This window comes from Micromonospora sp. WMMB482 (assembly GCF_019038635.1).
Lineage (GTDB): Bacteria > Actinomycetota > Actinomycetes > Mycobacteriales > Micromonosporaceae > Micromonospora > Micromonospora marina.
Genome location: NZ_JAHOPD010000020.1, coordinates 4,216,604 through 4,238,788 on the forward strand (window position 1 = coordinate 4,216,604; position 22,185 = coordinate 4,238,788).

General features: G+C 74.0%; 19 protein-coding genes and 5 tRNA genes. 13 read left to right on the forward strand and 11 right to left on the reverse strand.

Features of this window, described 5'->3' with window-relative positions; all coding sequences use genetic code 11:
- Positions 1 to 669, reverse strand: coding sequence for a methyltransferase (locus tag KSK32_RS21025; RefSeq protein WP_216932742.1), 669 nt, complete (start codon positions 667 to 669; stop codon positions 1 to 3).
- 190 nt (positions 670 to 859) lie between these two features.
- Here KSK32_RS21025 and KSK32_RS21030 point away from each other — a divergent pair, with 190 nt between their 5' ends.
- On the forward strand, positions 860 to 1,672 hold the full coding sequence (locus tag KSK32_RS21030) for a hypothetical protein (RefSeq protein WP_216932743.1): 813 nt from the start codon (positions 860 to 862) through the stop codon (positions 1,670 to 1,672).
- A gap of 30 nt (positions 1,673 to 1,702) precedes the next feature.
- Here the strand turns inward: KSK32_RS21030 and KSK32_RS21035 are convergent, their stop codons facing one another.
- Entirely contained in the window at positions 1,703 to 2,305 is a 603-nt protein-coding gene (locus KSK32_RS21035) for a TetR/AcrR family transcriptional regulator (RefSeq protein WP_216932744.1), read from the reverse strand.
- Positions 2,306 to 2,579: 274 nt separating this feature from the next.
- On the opposite strand from KSK32_RS21035, the gene KSK32_RS21040 reads away from it, so the two are divergent.
- The 4 genes from KSK32_RS21040 (at position 2,580) to KSK32_RS21055 (ending at position 3,776) form a co-directional block, all read left to right on the forward strand.
- Positions 2,580 to 2,652, forward strand: a tRNA-Gly gene (locus KSK32_RS21040).
- 34 nt (positions 2,653 to 2,686) lie between these two features.
- Positions 2,687 to 2,757: transfer RNA gene (locus KSK32_RS21045), tRNA-Cys, on the forward strand.
- A 13-nt stretch (positions 2,758 to 2,770) separates the two neighbouring features.
- Positions 2,771 to 2,845, forward strand: a tRNA-Val gene (locus KSK32_RS21050).
- Between the two features lie 112 nt (positions 2,846 to 2,957).
- Positions 2,958 to 3,776, forward strand: a complete 819-nt coding sequence (locus KSK32_RS21055) for an isocitrate lyase/phosphoenolpyruvate mutase family protein (RefSeq protein ID WP_216932745.1) — start codon at positions 2,958 to 2,960, stop codon at positions 3,774 to 3,776.
- A 136-nt stretch (positions 3,777 to 3,912) separates the two neighbouring features.
- Here KSK32_RS21055 and KSK32_RS21060 read toward each other — a convergent pair whose 3' ends face one another.
- Positions 3,913 to 4,158 carry a DUF6458 family protein gene (locus KSK32_RS21060; RefSeq protein WP_216932746.1) on the reverse strand — a complete coding sequence of 82 codons (246 nt, stop codon included), beginning with the start codon at positions 4,156 to 4,158 and terminating at the stop codon, positions 3,913 to 3,915.
- A 158-nt stretch (positions 4,159 to 4,316) separates the two neighbouring features.
- Here KSK32_RS21060 and KSK32_RS21065 point away from each other — a divergent pair.
- From KSK32_RS21065 to KSK32_RS21075, 3 genes are all read left to right on the forward strand, one after another.
- A tRNA-Gly gene (locus KSK32_RS21065) sits at positions 4,317 to 4,389 on the forward strand.
- A gap of 11 nt (positions 4,390 to 4,400) precedes the next feature.
- Positions 4,401 to 4,472, forward strand: a tRNA-Val gene (locus KSK32_RS21070).
- Positions 4,473 to 4,639: 167 nt separating this feature from the next.
- Positions 4,640 to 6,286, forward strand: coding sequence for a PKD domain-containing protein (locus KSK32_RS21075; RefSeq protein WP_216932747.1), 1,647 nt, complete (start codon positions 4,640 to 4,642; stop codon positions 6,284 to 6,286).
- A gap of 65 nt (positions 6,287 to 6,351) precedes the next feature.
- Here the strand turns inward: KSK32_RS21075 and KSK32_RS21080 are convergent, their stop codons facing one another.
- Positions 6,352 to 6,930, reverse strand: coding sequence for a hypothetical protein (locus KSK32_RS21080; RefSeq protein WP_216930105.1), 579 nt, complete (start codon positions 6,928 to 6,930; stop codon positions 6,352 to 6,354).
- A 1,066-nt stretch (positions 6,931 to 7,996) separates the two neighbouring features.
- Here KSK32_RS21080 and KSK32_RS21085 point away from each other — a divergent pair.
- Positions 7,997 to 8,998, forward strand: coding sequence for an NAD-dependent epimerase/dehydratase family protein (locus KSK32_RS21085; RefSeq protein WP_216932748.1), 1,002 nt, complete (start codon positions 7,997 to 7,999; stop codon positions 8,996 to 8,998).
- A 33-nt stretch (positions 8,999 to 9,031) separates the two neighbouring features.
- Here the strand turns inward: KSK32_RS21085 and KSK32_RS21090 are convergent, their stop codons facing one another.
- The gene (locus KSK32_RS21090) at positions 9,032 to 10,006 is read right to left on the reverse strand and encodes a nitroreductase (protein WP_216932749.1); all 975 of its coding nucleotides are present in this window, start codon (positions 10,004 to 10,006) and stop codon (positions 9,032 to 9,034) included.
- 187 nt (positions 10,007 to 10,193) lie between these two features.
- Between KSK32_RS21090 and KSK32_RS21095 the strand changes: the two genes are divergently transcribed.
- Entirely contained in the window at positions 10,194 to 10,832 is a 639-nt protein-coding gene (locus KSK32_RS21095) for a response regulator transcription factor (protein ID WP_216932750.1), read from the forward strand.
- A 7-nt stretch (positions 10,833 to 10,839) separates the two neighbouring features.
- On the opposite strand, the gene KSK32_RS21100 is transcribed toward KSK32_RS21095, so the two are convergent.
- Positions 10,840 to 12,507 (reverse strand): GAF domain-containing sensor histidine kinase, encoded by a 1,668-nt coding sequence (locus KSK32_RS21100; protein WP_216936265.1) that lies wholly within the window; start codon positions 12,505 to 12,507, stop codon positions 10,840 to 10,842.
- Positions 12,508 to 12,600: 93 nt separating this feature from the next.
- Positions 12,601 to 13,611 (reverse strand): nitroreductase, encoded by a 1,011-nt coding sequence (locus KSK32_RS21105; RefSeq protein ID WP_216932751.1) that lies wholly within the window; start codon positions 13,609 to 13,611, stop codon positions 12,601 to 12,603.
- Positions 13,612 to 13,777: 166 nt separating this feature from the next.
- Here KSK32_RS21105 and KSK32_RS21110 point away from each other — a divergent pair, with 166 nt between their 5' ends.
- Positions 13,778 to 16,126, forward strand: a complete 2,349-nt coding sequence (locus KSK32_RS21110; protein ID WP_216932752.1) for a heavy metal translocating P-type ATPase — start codon at positions 13,778 to 13,780, stop codon at positions 16,124 to 16,126.
- Position 16,127: 1 nt separating this feature from the next.
- Here the strand turns inward: KSK32_RS21110 and KSK32_RS21115 are convergent, their stop codons facing one another.
- The 4 genes from KSK32_RS21115 to KSK32_RS21130 form a co-directional block, all read right to left on the reverse strand.
- On the reverse strand, positions 16,128 to 16,994 hold the full coding sequence (locus KSK32_RS21115; protein WP_216932753.1) for a universal stress protein: 867 nt from the start codon (positions 16,992 to 16,994) through the stop codon (positions 16,128 to 16,130).
- A complete protein-coding gene (locus KSK32_RS21120) occupies positions 16,991 to 19,393 on the reverse strand; it encodes a phosphoketolase (protein ID WP_216932754.1) in 2,403 nt (800 codons plus the stop codon). Before KSK32_RS21120 ends, KSK32_RS21115 begins: the two co-directional genes overlap by 4 nt.
- 128 nt (positions 19,394 to 19,521) lie before the next feature.
- Complete coding sequence (locus KSK32_RS21125) at positions 19,522 to 20,349, reverse strand: universal stress protein (protein WP_216932755.1); 828 nt, start codon at positions 20,347 to 20,349, stop codon at positions 19,522 to 19,524.
- Positions 20,350 to 20,432: 83 nt separating this feature from the next.
- The gene (locus tag KSK32_RS21130) at positions 20,433 to 21,233 is read right to left on the reverse strand and encodes a PP2C family serine/threonine-protein phosphatase (RefSeq protein WP_216932756.1); all 801 of its coding nucleotides are present in this window, start codon (positions 21,231 to 21,233) and stop codon (positions 20,433 to 20,435) included.
- Between the two features lie 98 nt (positions 21,234 to 21,331).
- On the opposite strand from KSK32_RS21130, the gene KSK32_RS21135 reads away from it, so the two are divergent.
- Together KSK32_RS21135 and KSK32_RS21140 are read left to right on the forward strand one after the other, a co-directional pair.
- The gene (locus tag KSK32_RS21135; protein WP_216932757.1) at positions 21,332 to 21,568 is read left to right on the forward strand and encodes an HTH domain-containing protein; all 237 of its coding nucleotides are present in this window, start codon (positions 21,332 to 21,334) and stop codon (positions 21,566 to 21,568) included.
- Positions 21,568 to 22,143, forward strand: coding sequence for a Clp protease N-terminal domain-containing protein (locus tag KSK32_RS21140; RefSeq protein WP_216932758.1), 576 nt, complete (start codon positions 21,568 to 21,570; stop codon positions 22,141 to 22,143). The genes KSK32_RS21135 and KSK32_RS21140 overlap by 1 nt, the downstream gene beginning before the upstream one ends.
- Positions 22,144 to 22,185: the final 42 nt, after the last annotated feature.

A 22,185-nucleotide genomic window follows, 5' to 3' on the forward strand; every position in this document is an offset into this window, starting at 1 on the left:
CTAGCGGCGGGCGCCGGGCGGGTTCGGGTCCAGCTCCCAGACGGTGGTGTGCTTCACCCGTACGCTCTCCAGCGCCTCCGACACCGGCACGTCGTACGCGGCCAGCTCGTGGAACCGCTCGCGGGGCAGGAACGCCCGGCCCGGGTCGCCCACCAGCACCCGGGCGCCGGTGCGGGCGGCCCGGAGCAGGAAACGCAGCATCCGGCGGGCCATCGCCTCGCTGTAGAAGACGTCCCCGGCCAGCACCACCTCGGCGTCACCGGCGTCGGAGTCGAGGATGTCGCCGAGTTCGGCGTCGACGCGTACCCCGTTGGCCTCGGCGTTGAGCACGACGGCCGCGACGGCCCGCTCGTCCACCTCGACCGCGCGGACGGCGGCGGCGCCGGCGCGGGCGGCGGCGATGGCGACCAGGCCGGAGCCGGAGGCCAGGTCCAGCACCCGGGCGCTGGCGACCAGCTCCGGGTGGTCGGTGACGTAGCGGGCCAACCCCTGCCCACCGGCCCAGGCGAACGCCCAGAACGGCGGCGGCTGGGCGCTGCGGAACTCGCCCTCGGTCAGCTCCCACAGGCCGATCGGCTCGTCGGCCTGGTGCAGCCGCACCTCGGGGACGAACGCCACCGGGGCGAGGCGGGCGTGCAGCCGGACGAACGCGGCGGACAGCTCGGACACCGGAGAATTGTGTCCCATCGGGTGCCCGGGCCCGCATCCCGGGCGTGTCGCGGTGCGGTCGTGACCGGTTCACCACGGTCGGTGAAACAGCCCCCCTGTTGTGGCGTTGGATGCGAACACGCCCGTCTACCGGCCCGCCCGGCGCGCTCCTAGCGTTGCCTGTGGACACGACCGAGAGCGAGGAGACGTGGTGAGCGGGTGGCGGCACGCGCTGCGGATCGGACTGGTGCTGACCTTCGTGGCCGGGACCGGGTACGGCGGAGCCCTGCCGGCGCGGGCGGCGGCGGCCTTCTCCACCGAGTTGAGCGGTCTGCCGGACGAGTTCACCGCCGGGAACCGGGTGGAGACGTTGTCCGCCGTGGTGTCCCGCTCCGACGGGGGCGGCTGTGTCAAGGTGCGCTGGTCGATGCTGGTGCGGGTGCAGGGCCTGCGCCTGGACCAGCTCAAGGTGGACCGGGTGGAGGACAGCGGCTCGTTCCCGCTGGAGATCCGCACCGAGGGAGACACCGCCCGGCTCACCGACCGGCAACTCGACCCGGGTGTGCTCTGCCCCGGCCGTACCGTGACCGCCCGCTACCGGGTCGCGTTCGCCGAGGACGTCGGGCGCGGGCGGGTGAGTTTCGCCGCCGAGGCGTACGACCCGCAGTTGCAGCTGCTGGCCCGGCGCACCGCCTCCCGTGAGGTGGTGGGGGAGGAGGCGCCGACGCCGGCACCCACCAGCGCGGAGCCCACGGAGACGCCGACCGGCGAGCCGCCGGCCGAGGAACCCACTGACGAGCCGGCCGACGCCACGGTGGTGGAGCCGCCCGCGCCGGGTGGCGTGGCCGGGCGGCCGGTGGCCGACAGCGGCGGATTCGGCATCGTGCAGGCCGCGTTCCTGCTCGGCGGGCTGCTGCTGTTCCTGGGTGCCGGTCTGCTGCTGCGGATGCGCCGCCTGCTGCGCCCGTCCGTCGACCCCGAACTCCCGCCCCCCTTCGAACGCCCTCGCCCGCGCTGGCACTGACGCTCGCCCCGGGCGTAGCGGAGGGATCTGTCAGTCGAGCTGGCTGGGTTCCAGGCCCAGTTCCCGGGCGGCCACCAGGCGGATCCACTCGGCGATCTGCCGGCGGGTGATCACCCGCTCGTGCACCGCGATCTGGACCGCCAGTCCGTCCATCACCGCGCTGATCCGCCAGGCCGCGCCGGCCGGGTCGGGGCAGTCGAACGTACCCTCGGCGACCCCGGCGGTGATCACCGCGGCCAGGTCCTGCCGCCACCGCAGGTCGAGGCGGCGGGAGAGCTTCTCCAACTCGGGCGTACGCAGCGACTCCGCCCAGCCGTCGATCCACATCGACCAGGAGGTGGCCCGGCCGGTCGGCGTGTAGAGGCGCAGCATCCGCCGCATCTTCGCCAGCGGCGGGGAGGAGGAGCGCAGCACCGCGTCGAGGCGGGCGAGATCCTGCTCGACCGCGTACGCGAAGGCCTGCGCGAGCAGCCGGTCCTTCGTCGCGAAGTGGTAGAAGACGAGCGCCTGGCTGACGCCGGCGGCCTCGGCCACGTCCGCGGTGCGGGTGTTGGCGAGCCCTCGTTCCGCGATCACCTCGCAGGCCGTGCGCAGCAGCGCGTCCAGGCGGATCTCGGCGGCTCGTCTCGTCACGGCGTTACGGTAACCCATCCGTATGACCACAGGGAGTTACCGAAGCGGCCGGTCGGCGGTGGGACAGTCGGATGCCGGACACTCGGCTCGCCGAGCGGATTCCGCAGGTCGCGGCCCTGCCTGCGGGCCTTCGACGGCATCCACCCAGCCTCCTAGGAAGCCTGCGGGGTGCGGCTCCGGCGACATCCGGACGCGCCGGAAGGGCCCCCGATTTGGCAACCGTTCCCGGGCTCGGCTAAAGTTCTCATCCGTCACCGGATAACACCGGGGACGTGCGGACGTAGCGCAGCTGGTAGCGCATCACCTTGCCAAGGTGAGGGTCGCGGGTTCGAATCCCGTCGTCCGCTCGGAGATGCCGCCACGCAGTTCGGGGGCAACCTCGGTGGAGTGGCCGAGAGGCGAGGCAACGGCCTGCAAAGCCGTGTACACGGGTTCAAATCCCGTCTCCACCTCGGCATTAGACGAGGGCGATTGGCGCAGTGGGAGCGCGCTTCCTTGACACGGAAGAGGTCACTGGTTCAAACCCAGTATCGCCCACCAGCGGAAAGGCCGTGTCGATCATTCGACACGGCCTTTCTCGTCGTCGTCGACCAGTCCAGTGCCGCGCCGCTGGCCATTGCCGCGGCCGGACGACCCCACCCAGACTGGCCCGGTGGACGATCAGCAGACCCGAGCCCGGCAGTTCCGTGCCCTGCACCTGCCCGGTGAGCCACTGATCCTGGTCAACGCCTGGGACGCGCTGAGCGCCCGGATCGTCGCCGCGGCCGGTGCCCGGGCGGTCGCGACCACGAGCGCCGGGGTGGCGTGGAGCCGCGGCGCCCCGGACGGCGACGCGCTGGCCCGGGACACCGCCGTCGACGTGATCCGCCGGGTGGCCGGCGCGGTCCGCGTGCCGGTCACCGCCGACATCGAATCCGGGTACGGCGACAGCCCCGCCGAGGTCGCCGAGACGATCACCGCAGTGCTCGCCGCCGGGGCCGTCGGCGTCAACGTGGAGGACTCCCGGCACGACGGCGGGGGACCACTGCGCCCGGTCGGCGAGCAGGTCGCCCGGCTCGCCGCGGTCCGGGCTGCCGCCGACCGCGCCGGCATCCCGCTGTACGTCAACGCGCGGGTGGACACCTTTCTGCGCGGGTCCGGTGGCGTGCCGGAGACGGTCGCGCGCGCCGAGGCGTACCTGGCGGCCGGCGCGGACGGGATCTTCGTACCCGGAACCGTGGAACCGGAGACGGTGGCCGCGCTGGCGGCGGCGATCCCGGCGCCGCTGAACGTGCTGGCCGGGCCGGGCGCGCCGCCGATCGCCGAGCTGGCCCGGCTCGGCGTGGCCCGGGTGAGCATCGGGCCGGCGGTGGCCGAGGCCGCCTACGCGGTGGCCCAGCGGGCGGCGGCGGAGGTGCTCGGCGCCGGGACGTACGGCGCACTCACCGGCGGGCTCGACTTCGACGCGCTGAACGAGCTGATGCGGAGCTGAACCGGACGGCGCGCGCACCGCCACCGGCGCGCGCACCGCCACCGCCGGCGAGCGGCCACAGCAGAACGGGCCGGCGGATCTGGTGATCCGGCCGGCCCTGTCCGGGACCGATCAGCTCCGTCGGCCCCGGTCACCGTCACATCGGCGGGGCGACGTCCCGGCGTTCCTCGACCCGGCGGTACTCCACCGGCTGCTCGGCGTCGGTGGTGACCACCTGGCGACGGCGGCTCCAGACCAGCGTCGTCATGATGAGGCCGAGCACACCGGCCGCCATCAGGATCCAGCCGACGACGTCGAGGTCGACCCCGCCGACGCTGGCGTTGAGCGCGAACGTGAGGATCGCGCCGACCGCGATCAGGAAAATGCTCGTACCGATACCCACGACAGCCTCCTTCGGGGGATGGTTGTGCTGTCACCGGCCTCAATACCCCGGCGGTGAACAGCGCAACCACACGCCCACCGGGCGCGGCGGGGGTCCGCCGCACGGCGATCTTGGCATCGGGTAGAGTTCACCCCGTCGCCGGCGCGAACCGGCGGCACGCGGACGTAGCGCAGCTGGTAGCGCATCACCTTGCCAAGGTGAGGGTCGCGGGTTCGAATCCCGTCGTCCGCTCGCGATTGCCCGGGCGATTGGCGCAGTGGGAGCGCGCTTCCTTGACACGGAAGAGGTCACTGGTTCAAACCCAGTATCGCCCACCGAGAGTCACCCTCCCCGCCCGCCGGTGCCGCCGGTCGATCGGCGGGCGTATCCCACCGGGCGGTTCGTACCGGCCACATCGGTCACCCGGCTCCACCGTGCGGGTTATTCAGCCGCCGCCACCACGCGTGTCACTGTGATGCCCGATACGCAGGGAGGCGGTCACATGCACACGATCGAGCGGGGACGGTGGCGGCGAAGGGCCGCCCGGTTAGGGGTGGCGACTGTCGTCGCGGCGGCCGGGGTGACGGTCCCGGCCGTGTCCGCGCAGGCCACCGCGACGCGGACGGTGGCGTTCTTCAGCATGGACGAGCCGGCGTCCTCGACGGTGCTGACCGACTACAGCGGCAACGGCCGCCACGGCACGATCGGCGGCGAGGTGGTCACCGGTGCGCTCTACGCCGGGGCGACCGGCCACCGCTTCGCCACCCACCTGCCCACCGACAAGGAGTACGTCCCGGGTCACGTCGACCTGGTGCCGCACAGCACCGACTTCAACCCGGACGCCGGGGACTTCTCGGTGACCATCCGCTACCGGACCACGTACTCCTTCGGGAACATCCTCCAGAAGGGACAGGGCAACACGGCCGGCGGCTACTGGAAGTTCGAGGCCCCGAACGGCAAGCCGAAGTGCCTGTTCCGGGGCGCGGACGGCGCCTCCCGTACCGGCTACACGGACGTGCCGATCTCCGACGGCCAGTGGCACACGGTCACGTGCAACCGCACCTCGGCGTACGTGGAGATGTACGTCGACGGCGTGCGGACCAGCCGCCTCAACGGGCCGACCGGCACCATCGCCAACACGTGGCCGCTGTCCGCCGGCGGCAAGAGCCAGTGCGACGGTACGAAGGTCACCTGCGACTACTTCGCCGGCGACATCGACTACGTGAAGATCCTGAAGGGATCGGGCGGTCCGGCCAACCAGGCGCCGGTGGCAGCGGTGACGCCCACCTGCTCCGGACTGGTGTGCACGTTCTCCGGCGCGGCCTCCACCGACGCCGACGGCGCGATCCAGGACCACAGCTGGACCTTCGGCGACGGGGACACCACCGGCACGGCCTCCGTACCGACCACGTCGCACACGTACGCGGCGGCCGGCACCTACCCGGTCACGCTCACCGTCACCGACGACCGGGGCGCCACCGGCACCGCGACTGTCGACGTGACCGTCGCGCCCGTACCGGAGCGGATCTCGTTCGTCGGCCAGGCCACCGCGAACGCCAACTGGACCAGCCACACCGTCACCGTTCCGGCGGGCGTGCAGCCCGGTGACACGCTGCTGCTCCTGCTCAGCCAGAACACGCACACCGGCACCGGTGAGCCGACCGGGGTGACCGGCTGGACCAGGCTCGACCGCGTCGACGGCGGCTTCGCCACCACCACCGTCTGGTCGAAGACCGCGAGCGCGGGTGACGCCGGCACGGCGGTCCGGGTGACACTGGACAGTCAGGCGAAGGGCAACCTGGTGCTGGCCGCGTACCGGGGAGTGGCGCCGGTCGCGCCGGTCTTCGCCAGGGCCACCGACCCGGCGAGCAGCGCCGCCCGGATCACCCCGTCCGCGCCGGTGACCGCCGCGCAGAGCTGGGCCGTGTCGTACTGGCTGCACGGCGACAGCACCTCCACCGCGCTCGCCCCGCCGTCCGGCGTGGCGGTGCGCAGCAACACCTCGCAGACCGGCGGCGGCCGGGTGACCGGCCTGCTCGCCGACTCGGCGAGCAGCGTGCCGACCGGCAGCTACGGCGGGCTCACCGCCACCGGCGCCGCGGCCAGCACGACCACCACCACGTGGACGTTCGTCCTGCCTCCGGCCTGACCCATCGGGTACGTGAAAAGGCCGGCACCCCGTCGTCGGGGTGCCGGCCTGTCTCGCTGTGGGTCTTACTTGGTCCAGTGTTCGGCGACCAGGTCGGCGGCCTGCTGCTCCCACTGGGCGTAGTGGTCGGGGTAGGCGGAGACCTGGACGGTCTGGGCGGCCTTGGTCAGCGGCATGTCCTGCCAGCCGTCGACCTGCTTCAGACCCTTCAGGAACGCCATGGTCGAGTACTCGGGGTCGGTGATCTGCTCCACCGTGCCCCACCCGCTGGACGGGCGCTGCTGGAACAGGCCCTGCGAGTCGTGGTCGTTACGGTCACCCAGGTGACCGAGGTTCTCCAGCTTCGACTCCTGCAACGCCGTCGCGATCGACACCACCGCGGCACGCTCGTCCATCCCGGCCTTCTTCGTCGCCGCGATGATCGCCTTCACATTCGCGACCTGCTCGTCGTTCAGCTCGATCCGCGACTGCTCACCCTGCACACCATGCGGGACCAGCTTGTCGCCCTGCACCGAGACGCTCACCGGCTTGGCCGCGTGGGCGGTGGTGTCCGCCGCGTGGGCGGCCACCGGACCGGCGAACACACCACCGGTGAAAGCCAGACCAGCAATACCCAGAACGCTCTTCCGCAGAATCGTGTTCATCACACACGCTCCATTCGGGGGTCGACACACCCGCCGGGGCGGGATGCGTGGGCACCGTCAGGCGCTCAGAAAGACTGGGGGATCCGGCCGCACACGCAGGCAGGGAGTGCCACATCGCGGCGCCGGAAGCATGTCCAACGACCCGCCACCCGGCATCACTCCCGGGCGCCTCACGCCACCGTCGAGCGGCGCGGGTTCACGTCGTCGGAACCGTGTTCAACGACCAGCCGACCGGGATCATTCCCGGGGCCTCGCGGATACCGCCCGCTGAGGGCGCCGCGGTGCTCGGCCGTTCACCCGGTTACAACGCCACCCACCCGCCGCCGATTCCACCCCCACAGTGCCGCCCACCACCCCCGAACCCGACACACCACCCACAAGCCCCCCCACACACACCCGACCCCCGACCGGGCCCAGCCGAGGCACCGCACCCCACGCCCCGGGTGATCAAGGAGTTTGCGGCAGTTCCCGGCGCCGCCGAGGACCCAAACTCCTTGATCACCTGCCGAAAGGGCCTCCCCGGGCACCCCGCAGAACGTCGATCATGAGGTTGACGGCGACGAAACGGACACCAGACACCGCCAAGTTCATGATCGACCCGGTCGGACCGGCCAGGTCGAGCGGAACCGAGCCGGCGGGCTCGCGCGGGCTCGGGCCGGCGGGACCGAGCGAGCCCGCAAGGGGCGGGACCGAAGCGCCGGAGCATCACCCACACCACGCGATCTTGCAGTTCGCGCCCCCTGGACACCCCATTCGCGTGGTTTGCGGGGCACCGAAGTGCAAGATCACGCGGCGGCACCGGCGGGACACCGAACGGCTCTCGGCCGGGCCGACGAGAACTCCCGCGAACCTCGGCCAACCCGCCGATCTGGAGTTGTGGCACCTCGCCAAAAGCGCTAACCGGGCATCCGAGGCGCCACAACTCCAAGATCTGTGACGGTGTGAGGCGAGGGCGTGCGGCCGGCTCCGGACAGCGCAGGGCGGGAGGCCGGGTTCTGCCGTTGGCAGATCCGCTGACCGTGAACGGGGCACCTGCCGGACGGTGGTGGGCGGCACGCTGGGCCGCATGCGACTTCTGATGCTCGGCGGTACAGGTTTTGTCGGCGGTGCGGTCGTGGCCGAGGCGGTACGCCGCGACTGGCAGGTGACCGTGTTCAACCGGGGTGTGCACGGTCAGGTGCCGGACGGCGTACACCGGTTGCGAGGTGACCGGACGGCGCCGGACGGGCTGGCCGCGCTCACCGGCGGCGAGTGGGATCTGGTGGTGGACACCTGGGACGGCGCGCCCCGGGCGGTGCGGGACGCGGCGTCGGCGCTCGTCGACACGGTGCCGCACTACGTGTACGTGTCCAGCGGGTCGGTGTACGCGCCACCCGTCGCGCCCGGCAGCGGCGAGGAGGCGCCCACGGTGCCGGCCGACCCGGACGCCGACGACTGTGACTACCCGGCGAACAAGGCGGGCGGGGAACTCGCCGCGACGCGGGCCTTCGGCGACCGGGCGCTGCTGGCGCGCGCCGGACTGATCCTGGGGCCGGGGGAGGACATCGGGCGGCTGCCGTGGTGGCTGAACCGGGTCGCCCGGGGCGGGGACGTGCTGGCGCCGGGGCCGCGTGACCTGCCGATCCAGTACGTGGACGTCCGGGACCTGGCGACCTGGCTGCTGGACCGGGGTGCCGAGGGCGTCGGCGGGGCGTACAACGTGGTGGGTCGCACCGGGCACGCGACGATGGGTGACCTGCTCGACGCGGCGGTGGCGGTGACCGGGTCGGACGCGACGCTGCGGTGGACCGCGCCGGAGCCGATCCTGGCCGCGGGGGTGGAGCCGTGGAACGACCTGCCGGTGTGGATTCCGCGCGGGCACGAGTACCGCTGGTTGCAGGAGCGGGACGTGGAACGCGCGTACGCGGCGGGGCTGGTCTGCCGGCCGGTGACCGAGACGGTGGCCGACACCTGGCGGTGGCTGCGCGAGGTGGGGCGCGTGCCGGACCGGGCGGGGCGTCCGGCGCGCGCTCCGGTCGGGCTGGCACCGGAGCGGGAGGCCGCCCTGCTGGCCGCGCTCCCCGCCTGACCCGGAGAGACCGGGCCGCGCAGGGGCCACGGGTCAGGCCGGCACCACCGGCAGGTCGAGCACCTCCTCGACCGGGCGGCGCGGGGTGGCGCGGCCGGGCTGGCCGTAACCGATCCGCATCACCATCTGCGGGGTGCCGAACCGGCCCAGCGACATCCGCAGCGCCTCGCGTGCGGCGGGCACCTCGATCGGCTGGGACAGCATCGACACGCTCAGCCCGGCGTCGGTGGCGGTGAGCAGGACCCGTTGCAGCGCCTGCCCGGCGAGGATCTGGTCGGCGGAGGTATTGCCGGCCGAGCCGAGCACCGCGACCAGTGGCTCCGGCTCGAAGTCGCGGCCCGGGGCGCGGTTGCGTCCGCCGAAGCCGCGCTGGGGCAGCAGGTCCTGCGGTTCGCTCTGTGGTCCGCCGGCGCCGGAGGGCACGCCGTCCGGGGCCGGCTCGGAGCGGATCCACTCGGCCCGTTCGGCCACGTACGCGGGGTCGCGTTCCAGCACGCGGTGGGCGCTGCGGGCGACCTCGGCGACCGCGTTGACGGCGCTGGTGCCGATCACCAGTTCCAGCCAGCACTGCTCGGCGCGGGCCGCCTCGCCGAGCCGCCAGCGGGCCTCCGCCGGGACGGGGTCGGGCCAGAACGGCGCGCGGTTGCTGAACCGGTGGCTGATCGCCCCGTACAGGCTCTGCTCGACCGGGGTGGGGCGGCGCGGCATGTCCGGCACCAGCCGGGCCACGACGTCCGGGTCGGCGGGGTACGGGCGCAGCCGGACCGTGGCCGGGGTGCCCGCCACGGCGAGCGCCAGCCGCAGGTTGAACAGTGCCGCCCCGGCGGCGATCCGCGCGCCCCAGCCGGTCGGGTCGGTGGCGGGCAGACCGCGCAGCGGGTCGACTGACACCTCGATGCCGCCGTCGACGAGCCGGAACCGCCACGGCTGGGTGTTGTGCAGCGACGGCGCCCGGACCGCGTCGGCGACCGCGGCCCGCAGCTGCTCGCCGGTGTATTCGGTCGTCATGGTGGTGCTCCCTCTCGTGCGGCGCCGGCTTCCCCGGCCGGGTACACCACTACGGTGCGTCAGCGGGCGGTGCGGTGAGCAGGGCCGGAGGTCCCCACCTGGGCCCGGCCGTCGGTCCCGGCGCGCGCGGGCAGGACGGGACTTTCGACCCGTGCTACCGGGGCGGGAAAGCGGGTAGAAAGAACGGATGATCCGGGTGTTCCTGCTCGACGACCACGAGGTCGTCCGTCGTGGCCTTGCCGACCTGCTCCAGAGCAGCGGCGACATCGAGGTGGTCGGCGAGTCCGGCCTGGCCCAGGAGGCGGCGCGCCGCATTCCGGCGCTGCGCCCCGACGTGGCGATCCTCGACGCCCGGCTGCCCGACGGCAACGGCATCGACGTCTGCCGGGACGTCCGGGCCGTGGACTCCTCGATCAAGGGGCTGATCCTCACCTCGTACGAGGACGACGAGGCGCTGTTCGCGGCGATCATGGCGGGCGCGGCCGGGTACGTGCTCAAGCAGATCCGCGGCACCGACCTGGTGGACGCGGTCCGCCGGGTGGCGGCCGGGCAGTCCCTGCTCGACCCGGCGATCACCACCCGCGTGCTGGAGCGCATCCGCAGCGGCGTGGAGCAGCCGCGGGAGTTGAAGTCGCTCACCGAGCAGGAGCGGCGGATCCTGGAGTACGTGGCGGAGGGGCTCACCAACCGGGAGATCGCCGGGAAGATGTTCCTGGCCGAGAAGACGGTGAAGAACTACGTCTCCAGCGTGCTGGCGAAGCTGGGCCTGGAGCGGCGTACCCAGGCGGCGGTGCTGGCCACCCGGCTGCTCGGCAAGAACAGCTGACCGGCTGTCAGTCGAGCGGGACGCTCCAGCGCACCTCGGTGCCGCGCGGCTCGGCCCGGCGCAGCGAGAACTCGCCGCCCAGCCGCTCGGCCCGTTCCCGCAGGTTGACCAGGCCGCTGCGGGCCGCCTCCGGGTCGCAGCCGACCCCGTCGTCGGTGACCGTGATCTCGACCCGGCCGGAGTCGACGCGTACGCGCACCGACACCCGGTCGGCCTGCGCGTGGCGTACCGCGTTGGAGAGCGCCTCGCGCAGCACGGCGGTGAGTTCGGGGCGCAGGTCGTCCGGGACGGCGCTGTCGATCGGGCCGATCAGCTCCAGGTCCGGCCGGTAGCCGAGCGACTCGGCGGCCACCTCGATCGCCTCGCGGATCTCGGTGCGCAGCGCCGCGCTCATCGGGGTGCGCAGCTCGAAGATGGTGCGGCGGATGTCGCGGATGGTGGCGTCCAGGTCGTCGACGGCCTGGTTGATCCGCCTGGCCGCCTCGGGGCGGGCGTTCATCGCGCCGCTCTGTAGTTGCAGGCCGGTGGCGAACAGCCGCTGGATCACCACGTCGTGCAGGTCACGGGCGATGCGTTCGCGGTCTTCCAGGACCACCAGCAGCTCCCGCTCCTCCTGCCCGCGGGCCCGTTCCATGGCCAGCGCGGCCTGCCCGGCGAAGCTGGCGAGCAGCGCGAGGTCGTCGTCGGCGGCGGGCCCGTGGTCGGGCCGGTAGCCGATCACCAGGACGCCGTGCAGCGTGTCGGCGGCGGCGAGCGGGGAGACCACGGCCGGCCCGGCGACCACCGGCCGGGGCCAGGGCGCCGCGGCGGCGAGGTCGTCGACCTGGTCGTGCCGGCCCTGCGTGACGGACGTGGCGAAGCTGGTCTCGGCGGCCGGCAGCACCGCCCCGACCAGTTCCCGGGTGACCGGGTCGGCGCCGTCGACGACCTCGACGGTGAACTGCGCCTCGTCCTCGTCGTAGAGCAGCACCAGCGCCAGTTCGGCCTCGGCGACCTCGCGGGCGCGGCGGGCCACGAGCGTCAGCGCGTCGGTACGGCGTACCTCGCCGAGCAGCACCGAGGTGATCTCCGCGGCGGCCGCCAGCCAGCGTTCCCGCCGGTGCGCCAGCGCGTAGAGGCGGGCGTTCTCGATCGCCACGCCGGCCGCGGCGGCCAGCGCCACCACGATCTCCTCGTCGTCCTCGGTGAACTCGGCCGCGCCCTGCTTCTCGGCCAGGTAGAGGTTGCCCCAGACGTGGTCGCGGATGCGCACCGGCACGCCGAGGAAGCTGTGCATCGGCGGGTGGTTCGGCGGGAAGCCGTACGAGTTGGGGTGCTTGGTGATGTCCGGCATGCGGACCGGCTTCGGGTCGTCGATGAGCAGGCCGAGCACGCCCCGCCCGTGCGGCAGCTCGCCGATCTTCGCGTGCAGTTCGGGGCTGATGCCGTGCACGATGAAGTCGTGCAGCATGCGGTCCGGGCCGATCACGCCGAGCGCGCCGTAGCGGGCGCCGGCCAGCTCGCACGCCGACTGCACGATCCGTTGCAGCGTGCTGCGCAGGTCGAGGTCGGACCCGATGCCGACGACCGCGTCCAGCAGTGCCCGGAGCCGCTCGCGGCTGGTCACCACCTCGCCGACACGGTCGAGCATCTCCTGGAGCAGTTCGTCCAGGCGGACGCGGGACAGCGGGGTCAGCCCGAGCGACGGGGTGAGGTGCTCGTGCCGGGACTGGGGTGCGGCGGCCACCCGGCGATGGTATCGCCCGGTGGCCGCCGTGATCGAGACCGGTCAGGCGAGGCGGTCGCGGACCGCCGAGGTGTCGACTGTCTGGGCGACGTCCAGCCGGGGCGTGTGCGGCGGGCCGGCGTGCGTCGGGTCGGCCACGCCGAGCCGCATGCTGATGTAGGGGAACCCCAGGCCGGACAGCATCTGCCGCAGAACCTGGCGGGTGCTCTCGACCTCCACCACTCCGGACAGCGGCACCAGCGACACCCCGTGCCGGGTGGCGGTGAGCCACGCGGCGGAGAGCGCCTCGCCGGCGCGCAGCCAGCTCATCGGCTCGTCGTCGGAGCCCCAGAGGATCCCGTACACGGCGGTCTTGTCGTGGCCGGGCCCGATCGGCAGCGAGCCGGCGCGGCCGAAGTCGCGGGCCGGAACGGTCGTCTGCGGGGCCTGCTCGGGCAGCACCTCCGGCGGCAGCCCGGTGCCGGTCCCGGCCCGGCTGACCCAGTACGCCAGCTCCTCGCGTAGTTCCGGGCTGTCCGCTTCGACGGCGGCGGCCTGCTGGGCGGCGCCGGCGAGCTGGATCTTCTGGGTGTCGTCGAGCAGTTGCAGGTTCACGCCCTCCAGCGTGGCGGCCCGGTCGATGTCGCCGAGCGCGGCGGTGGGGATCGGCTCGTCGCTGACCGGCCGCCGGTCGGTGTGCCGCACCTGCATGCACTGCACGACGCGCATGGCGTCGGGGTCGGCACCGGTGTGCTGGAGGCCGGTGATCCGGGCCAGCAGGTCGGGTTCGGCCGGGTCGGGCAGCCGCTCCACCACCGGGGTCCACCCCTCGGCGGCCAGCGCCACCCGGGCGTGGTGCAGCGCGGCGCCGCAGCTCACCACCAGCAGGTGCCCTTCCGGGTCCAGGGCGCTCAGGTGCCGTTCGCGGACCACCCGCAGTTCCAGCGCGTCGGGCAGGACCGTCCAGTGCCACGGCTGTGTGTTGTGCACCGAGGGGGCGTGGCCGGCCATTCCGGCGGCCTCCGCGAGCGCGGTGGTCAACGGGCGATCGCCGGCCGGCGTCTCGTGGCTCATCGTCACGACCTTTCCTGTTTTCCCCATCGTGCCCCACGCCCGGGACGACCGGGTGGGGATGCCGCTCCATCCTCGGGCATGCCCGGCCGCCCCCGCAGGGGTCCTTCGCCCCCGGATTACCCGCGTCGCCCCGCCCTGTCCACGTCCGGACTGAGACGATCCGCACGTGGGAAGCGAGCCACGCGAGTGCGTACCCGAGCAGCCGGCTCGTGCCCGGCGGTGGGCCCGGGCCGAATGGGCGCCGCTGGTGCTGCTCACGGTGGCCGTGCTGGCCGGGGCGGCGCTGTGGTTCGCCGGAGCCCACGACGCCGCCCGGCTGGTCTGGGCGGCGGTCACGTCGGTGGCCCTGGTGCCGGCGGCCTGGACGACGCTGCGCCAGCTGTGGCTGCGGCAGTTCGGGGTGGACGTCATCGCGGTGCTGGCGCTGGTCGGCGCGCTGCTGGTGCGGGAGTACCTCGCCGGCGCCGTGATCGCGGTGATGGTCGCCACCGGGCGGGCGCTGGAGGAGTACGCCCGGCGCCGCGCCACCCGCGACCTGCGGGCGCTGCTGGAACACGCGCCCCGGCAGGCGCGCCGTCGCACCCCGGACGGCGGGATCGAGGTGGTGCCGCTGGACCGCGTCGAGGTGGGGGATCGGCTGCTGGTCGGGCCGGGCGACGTGGTGCCTGTGGACGGCGTGGTGGAGGAGGCGGCCACGCTGGACGAGTCGGTGGTGACCGGCGAGTCGCAGCTGGTCACCCGCGCGGCCGGGGACGAGGTTGCCAGCGGCGTCGTCAACGCGGGCGCCGGCTTCGGGCTGCGGGCCCGCCGCAACGCGGCGGAGAGCACCTACGCGGGCATCGTCCGCCTGGCCGGCGAGGCCACCGCCCGCAAGGCCCCGATGGTACGGCTGGCCGACCGGTACGCCGCCGCGTTCGTGCCGTTCACGCTGGTGCTGGCCGGGCTGGCGTGGCTGCTGTCCGGCGAGTTCACCCGGGCGGTGGCGGTGCTCGTGGTGGCCACTCCGTGCCCGCTGCTGCTGGCCACCCCGATCGCCGTGGTGTCCGGGCTGTCCCGGGTGGCCCGCCGCGGTGTGCTGGTCCGTGACGGCGGGTCGCTGGAACAGCTCGGCCGCGCCCGTACCCTCCTGCTCGACAAGACCGGCACGCTCACCGCCGGGCGGCCCCGGGCGGCCGAGGTGGTGGTGGCGCCGGGCGGCGACCGGGACGAGGTGCTGCGGCTGGCCGCCTCGGTCGAGCAGCTCTCCCCGCACGTGCTGGCCGCCGCGCTGGTCCGGCAGGCCCGTGAGCGCGGGCTGGCGCTGGCCGGGCCGGCGCAGGTCACAGAGGAGCCGGGGCACGGGGTGAGCGGGCGCGTCGACGGGCGGACGGTGCACGTCGGGCAGCTCGCCGGGGAACCGCCGGAGTGGGCGGGCCGGCTCGGTGAGCGCGCCGAACGGTCCGGGCGTTCCGCGGTGTGGGTCAGCGACGACCACGGGCCGCTCGGCGCGATCCTGCTGGAGGATCCGGTCCGCCCGGACGCCCGGCGGACCGTGCGGCGGCTGCGCGAGGCGGGCCTTTCCCGGCTGGTCATGGTGACCGGCGACCGTTCGGGCACGGCCCGGCAGGTGGCGCAGGTCGTGGGCGTGGACGACGTGATCGCGCGGTGCTCGCCGCAGGAGAAGGCCGATCGGGTACGCCAGGAGTCGGCGCACGCCGTGACGGTGATGGTCGGCGACGGCGTGAACGACGCGCCCGCGCTGGCCGAGGCGCACGTGGGCGTGGCGATGGGCGCGACCGGGGCGACCGCCTCGGCGGACGTGGCCGACGCGGTGCTCACCGTGGACCGGCTGGACCGGCTCGCCGACGCCGTCGAGATCGCCCGGTACGCCCGCCGCATCGCGGTGCAGAGCGCCACCGTCGGCATGGGCCTGGCGGTGCTGGCGATGCTGGTGGCCGCCGCGGGGCGGCTGCCCCCGGTGGCCGGCGCGTTCCTCCAGGAGGGCATCGACGTCCTGGTGATCCTCAACGCGTTGCGCGCGCTCGGCGGCGGCCTGCGGCGGCGCGACCTGCCCGCGCACACCCGCGAACTGCTCGACCGATACGCGGGCGAGCACGGCGGCGTACGGGACGTGCTGGCCCGGCTGCGCGACACCGCCGACCTGGTGGCCACCCGCCCGGACGACCCGGCGTGCCTGCCGGCGCTGCGCGAGGTGCACCGGCGCCTGGTCGACGAGGTGCTGCCGCACGAGGCGGCCGAGGATCGGCAGCTCTACCCGGCGCTGGCCGGTCCGCTGGGCAGCGCCGAGGCGACCTCCACGATGAGCCGGGCACACGTGGAGATCGTGCGGCTGGTGGAGCGGATCGGCGGGCACCTGACGGCACAGCCGGACGGCCGGCTGCGCCGTGACGAGGTGCCCGATCTGCTCGCCGCGCTCTACGGCCTGGACGCGGTGCTGCGCCTGCACCTGGCCCAGGAGGAGGAGGACTACTTCTCGCTCAACCCGGAGGAGGGCTCCACCGCGCCCGGCCGCTGAGTCAGCGCTCGCGTACCACGGCGACCGGGCAGTGCGAGTGCTGGATGAGCTGCTGACTGACCGAGCCGAGCAGCATGCCGCGCAGGCCGCCCCGGCCCCGGCTGCCGACCACCACCAGCTGCGCCGACCGGCTCGCCTCCACCAGCAGCGACGACGCGCTGCCGGGGACCGCCTCGATCTCGGCCGGAACGTCGGGGAAGCTCTCCCGCCACGGCGCCAGCTCCGCCTCGGCGGCGGCCCGTTCGCTCGCGGCGACCTGCTCCGGGTCGAAGTCCGGCGGCACCCACCGGTCACCCGGCGGCTCCCAGGCCCGCAGCACCCGCAGCGGCACGTCCCGCTCGGCGGCCCGCTCGACGGCGAAGCCGAGCGCCCGCAGCGCCGACTCGGAGCCGTCCGAGCCGACCACCACCGGCCCGGACGTGGCGGCCTGGCCGTCGCGGACCACCACCACCGGGCAGTGGGCGTGCGCGGTGACCGAGACCGCCGTGGAACCGGCGAGCAGCCCGCCGAAGCCGCCGTGGCCCCGGCTGCCGAGCACCAGCATCCCGGCCTCGGCGGACCGCTCCTGGAGCACCAGCGCGGGCGGCCCGTCGAACACCTCACCGTGCACGGTCAGGCCCCGCCGATCGGCGGCGGCGTCCGCCGCCGCCTTGCGGACCAGCTCCTCGACCTGCTGCCGGGCCGCCTCGTCCGGCCACACCCCCGGCGCCACACCGGGCCCGATCCAGCCGGTCACGGTCAACCACTCGAAGACGTACGCCAGGCGTACCGGCCGCCCCGACCGGCCCGCCTCGTCCAGCGCCCAGTTCAGGGCGACCGCCGCGTCGGCGGACCCGTCGTAGCCGACCAGGATCTCCTCGCCGCTCATTCGGCACTCCGCACGGCCGCGTCGTTCTCGCGGATCCAGCGCCACTCGGCGACCCGGGGGTCGTCCTCGCCGTGGCGGCGGGTGTAGTCGCGGCAGGACTGGCGGGCGTCCACCATGTCCTGGCGCAGGTGCGCGGCGCGCGACCGCAGCCCCGGTACCCGGTCGATCACGTCGATGACCAGGTGGAAGCGGTCCAGGTCGTTGAGCATCACCATGTCGAACGGTGTCGTGGTGGTGCCCTCCTCCTTGTAGCCGCGTACGTGCAGGTTCTCGTGGTTGGTCCGGCGGTAGGTGAGCCGGTGGATCAGCCACGGGTAGCCGTGGTACGCGAAGATCACCGGCTTGTCGCGGGTGAAGATGGTGTCGAACTCGTTGTCCGGCAGGCCGTGCGGGTGCTCGGACGACGGTTGCAGGCGCATCAGGTCGACCACGTTGACCACCCGCACCTTCAGGTCGGGCAGATGCCGGCGCAGCAGGTCGACGGCGGCGAGCGTCTCCAGCGTCGGCACGTCGCCGGCGCAGGCGAGCACCACGTCCGGTTCGGTGCCGTCGTCGCTGCTGGCCCAGTCCCAGATGCCCAGGCCGCGGCGGCAGTGCTGGACCGCCTCGTCCATGGTCAGCCAGTTCGGCGCGGGCTGCTTGCCGGCGACCACCACGTTGATGTAGTGCCGGCTGCGCAGGCAGTGGTCCATGGTGGACAGCAGCGTGTTGCCGTCCGGCGGCAGGTAGACCCGGACCACCTCGGCCTTCTTGTTGACCACGTGGTCGATGAAGCCCGGATCCTGGTGCGAGAAGCCGTTGTGGTCCTGGCGCCACACGTGGCTGGACAGCAGGTAGTTCAGCGACGCCACCGGCTCCCGCCAGGGGATGTGCCGGGTCACCTTCAGCCACTTGGCGTGCTGGTTGACCATCGAGTCGACGATGTGGATGAACGCCTCGTAGCTGGTGAAGATGCCGTGCCGGCCGGTCAGCAGGTAGCCCTCCAGCCAGCCCTGGCACAGGTGCTCGGAGAGCACCTCCATCACCCGGCCGTCGGGGGAGAGGTGGTCGTCGCCGGGCACCTCGGTGCCCACGAACGCGCGGTCGGTCACCTCGAACGCCGCACCGAGCCGGTTCGAGGCGACCTCGTCCGGGCCGAACAGACGGAACGTCTCCGGGTTGCGCGCGATCACGTCGCGGACCCAGGGGCCGAGCACACCGGTCGCGCCGGCCATCGGCTCACCCGGCGTCGGGACGTCGACCGCGTAGTCGCGGAAGTCCGGCAGCTCCAGGTTGCGCAGCAGCCTGCCGCCGTTGGCGACCGGGTTGGCGCTCATCCGGCGGTCACCGGTCGGCGGCGCCTCGGCCACCTCGGCGGCCGGGCCGCCGGTGGCGTCGAACAGCTCCTCCGGCCGGTAGCTGCGCAGCCAGCGCTCCAGCTCGGCGAGGTGCTCCGGGTTGTCCCGGACCTGCGAGACCGGCACCTGGTGGGCGCGGAACGTGCCCTCGACCTGCTTGCCGTCGACCTGCGACGGCCCGGTCCAGCCCTTCGGCGTGCGCAGGACGATCATCGGCCAGCGGGGACGCTCGACGTGCTCGCCGGAGCGGGCGCGGCGCTGGATCGCCGTGATCTCGTCGACCGCCCGGTCGAGCGTGGCGGCCAGCAGCTGGTGCACGGCCGCCGGATCGTCGCCCTCGACCACGTACGGCTCGTAGCCGAAGCCGCGCATCATGTCCCGCAGGTCGTCGCCGGGGATCCGGTCCAGCACCGTCGGGTTGGCGATCTTGTAGCCGTTGAGGTGCAGGATCGGCAGCACCGCGCCGTCGCGGGCCGGGTTGAGGAACACGTTCGACAGCCAGCTCCCGGCCAGCGGGCCGGTCTCCGCCTCGCCGTCGCCGATCACGCAGGCCACCAGCAGGTCCGGGTTGTCGAACGCGGCGCCGTACGCGTGGCTCAGCGCGTACCCCAGCTCGCCGCCCTCGTGGATCGAACCCGGCACCTCCGGCGCCACGTGGCTCGGGATGCCGCCCGGGAAGGAGAACTGCCGGAACAGCCGCTGCATGCCGGTCTCGTCCCGGGGGATGTGGTGGTACAGCTCGCTGTAGGTGCCCTCCAGCCAGGTGTTCGCCACCAGCGCCGGCCCGCCGTGGCCGGGGCCGGTGACGAAGATGGCGGACAGGTCCCGGTTCACGATGACCCGGTTGAGGTGCGTGTAGAGCAGGTTGAGCCCGGGGCTGGTGCCCCAGTGGCCCAGCAGGCGCGGCTTGACGTGCTCAGGCTTGAGCGGCTCGCGCAGCAGCGGGTTGTCGAGCAGATAGATCTGCCCGACGGTCAGGTAGTTCGCCGCGCGCCAGTAGGCGTCCAGCCGGCGCAACTCGTCCTCGGTCAGGGGGCTGTGCAGGTTCACCGCGGTGTCCATGCTGCCTTAGCCTCTCGTGGCTCGGGGTCGGCTGCCACTCGGGGACCACGTCTTCTTCCCCGGCACGTCCAGCCTCGCCTCCATCCGGGGGCGCCGGTCAGGGCCGTAGGTCCCGCCTCGCGCGGGCGTCATGACCCGTCCCCGGCGTCCGTGGCGACTCCCCGGACGACGATCAGCGGGGCCGGCGAGTGGTAGAGCAGGGACTGGCTGACCGCGCCCAGAGTGGACCCTACCGGCCCGTCTCCCCAGGCGGCCACCACCGCGAGCTGCGCCGCGCGGGAGCGGTCGAGCAGGACGGACCTCGGCTCACCGTGGACGGTCTCGCAGTCGGCGGTGACCCGGGGGTACCGCAGGGCCTGCCGGGTGACCGCCTCGTCCAGCCGCCCGTCGTCGCGGTCGCCGGACTCCGGCTCGATCACCCGGACGGCGAGCAGGCGGGCGCCGCGGTGCTGCGCGCAGTCGAAGGCGTACGCGAGGGCGGAACGGGAGCTGGACGAGCCGTCGAAGCCGACGAGCAGCGGCCCGGGCGGGGCCGGCTCGGTGCGCCCGACCAGCACCGGGCAGCCGGCCCGGGCGGCCACGTCCACGGCCGGCGTGTCGGCCGGTACGCGGTCCGGGTGAGCCGAGCCGCCTCCGTCACCGAGTGCTATGAGGAACGCGGTGTCGGCGACCCGCAGCAGCGCCTCGACCGGCGAGCCCTCGACGATCCGGCCGCTGACCGGGGTCTGCGGCGCGTACTCGGTGGCCACCCGTCCGGCGTGTGCCAGCACGTTCTCCGCGTCCACCCGGGTGCCGCCGGCCGGGGCGGGGCCGGTGGCGGGCCAGTTGAACGCGTGCAGCAGGTGCAGCGGCCGGCCGTGGGCGGCGGCCTCGGCGGCGGCCGTGCGGACCAGCGTCAGATCGGCCTCGGACCGGCCGACGCCGACGACCACCGCGCCGTGGCTGGGTGCGGCCACCCCGGCTCACCTCCCGACCCCTGCTTTTCACCCACCGTAGTCGCGGGACCGGGTGCGCCGGAGCGGGTCGGCGGAACTGGCGGTCAGCGCGGGGCGGGCAGCGCCGGGTGGACGCGCAGCACGACGGCTGTGGCGTTGTCCTCGCCGCCCTCGTCCAGACTGGCGGCGAGCAGGGCCTCGGCGGTGCGCGCCGGGTCGCGCCGCGCGGAGAGCAGGTCGCGCAGCCGGTGGTAGCCGAGCTGGTCGCTGATGCCGTCGGTGCACAGCAGCCAGGTGTCGCCCCGGCGCAGCGGCACGGCGAGCAGGTCCGGCTCGGGCCGGTCCGGGTGGCCGACGTAGCGCAGCAGCTGGTAGCGCGCCCGTGCCGCCTCCGGCGAGTCGGCCGGCCACCAGCCGTGCAGCAGGCCGAGCCAGGCCATGGTGTGGTCGACGGTGACCAGTTCCAGCAGCCCGTCGCGCAGCCGGTAGGCCCGCGAGTCGCCGAGCTGGACCAGCCAGCCCTGGTCGCCGTCCGGCTCGACCACGAGCGCGGTCAGCGTGCACCCGGTCAGGCCCGGCTGCGCGGCGCCGGCCTGGCGTACCCGCCGTTGGGTCTCGGCGACGGCGGCCCGCAGCGTGGTGGCGCCGACGGCGGGCCAGCCGGCGCGGACCCGCGCGGTGAACGTCTCCGCAGCTGTCGTGCCGGCCACCCGGCTGCCCTCGCCGTCGCCCATCCCGTCGCAGACCACGGTGAGCGGCAGTTCCGGGTCGACGTGCAGCACGTCGTAGTTCTCCGGGTAGCGGTGCCCGACCACGCTGCCGCCGGCGATCTCCAGGGTGAGGCGGCCGGCGGTGAGCCGGCGCGCGGACTCGACCGGCCGGTCCAGCGGGCGGCGGCGGAACACCAGCGGACCGTAACACCGGGACGGGCCGGGCGGCGGCAGGCCGGGTCGCGTGTCAACCAGGGTTGACGGATGCGGGTTTGTCAACCTACATTGACAGTATGAGTCAGGCGACGGAACTCGCGGCGGCGGCCGGCAGCACCGACCCCAAGGTCGGCCTGCGCGCCGTGCTCGCCCTGCGCCGGCTGCTCGAACGGCTCGAGGTGATCCAGGTCGACAACGCCCGGCGGCAGGGCTGGTCGTGGCAGGAGATCGCCGAAGCCCTCGAGGTCAGCCGGCAGGCGGTCCACAAGAAGCACGCCGGACGACCGGCGGTGCGCGAGAGCTGGGAGGCGTGATGTTCGAACGATTCACCGACCGGGCCCGGACCGTGGTGCACCACGCGCTGGACGAGGCCCGCGCCGAGGGACGCCGGCCGGTCGGCACCGAGCACCTGCTGCTGGGCGTGCTCGCCGACCGCGACAGCCTGGCGGTACGGCTGCTGGCGGCCGGCGGTGCCGACGCCGACGCCCTGCGCGCCGCGGTGGCCCGCCACACCGCGCAGGGCGTGGACGGGCTCGGCGCGGCGGACGCCGCGGCGCTGCGCGAGATCGGCATCGACCTCGCCGCGATCGTGGCCCGGATCGAGGAGTCCTTCGGCCCCGACGCGCTACGCGAGGCGCCGCCGCGCCCTCGCCGGTGGTGGCGTCGCGGGCCGCACCACGGCACGTTCTCGTCCCGCGCCAAGAAGGTGCTGGAGCTGTCGCTGCGCGAGGCGCTGCGGCTGCGCCACCGGCACATCGGCACCGAACACATCCTGCTCGGCCTGCTGCGCGAGGGCAACGGCCCGGCCGCTGCGGTGCTCACCGAGGCCGGGGTGGACCTCGACGACCTGCGGCGGCGCGTCGACGCGGCGCTGCGCGAGGCGGCCTGACCCGCACCCGGGTTTCAAACCTGTTTGCGGTCCTCGCAACGT

Excerpts from the sequence above, each read along its gene's own strand:
- KSK32_RS21075 (WP_216932747.1), top strand. The coding sequence starts at position 4,640 with ATGCACACGATCGAGCGGGGACGGTGGCGGCGAAGGGCCGCCCGGTTA.
- KSK32_RS21080 (WP_216930105.1), bottom strand. The coding sequence starts at position 6,930 with ATGAACACGATTCTGCGGAAGAGCGTTCTGGGTATTGCTGGTCTGGCT.
- KSK32_RS21085 (WP_216932748.1), top strand. The coding sequence starts at position 7,997 with ATGCGACTTCTGATGCTCGGCGGTACAGGTTTTGTCGGCGGTGCGGTC.
- KSK32_RS21090 (WP_216932749.1), bottom strand. The coding sequence starts at position 10,006 with ATGACGACCGAATACACCGGCGAGCAGCTGCGGGCCGCGGTCGCCGAC.
- KSK32_RS21095 (WP_216932750.1), top strand. The coding sequence starts at position 10,194 with ATGATCCGGGTGTTCCTGCTCGACGACCACGAGGTCGTCCGTCGTGGC.
- KSK32_RS21105 (WP_216932751.1), bottom strand. The coding sequence starts at position 13,611 with ATGAGCCACGAGACGCCGGCCGGCGATCGCCCGTTGACCACCGCGCTC.
- KSK32_RS21115 (WP_216932753.1), bottom strand. The coding sequence starts at position 16,994 with ATGAGCGGCGAGGAGATCCTGGTCGGCTACGACGGGTCCGCCGACGCG.
- KSK32_RS21120 (WP_216932754.1), bottom strand. The coding sequence starts at position 19,393 with ATGGACACCGCGGTGAACCTGCACAGCCCCCTGACCGAGGACGAGTTG.
- KSK32_RS21135 (WP_216932757.1), top strand. The coding sequence starts at position 21,332 with ATGAGTCAGGCGACGGAACTCGCGGCGGCGGCCGGCAGCACCGACCCC.
- KSK32_RS21140 (WP_216932758.1), top strand. The coding sequence starts at position 21,568 with ATGTTCGAACGATTCACCGACCGGGCCCGGACCGTGGTGCACCACGCG.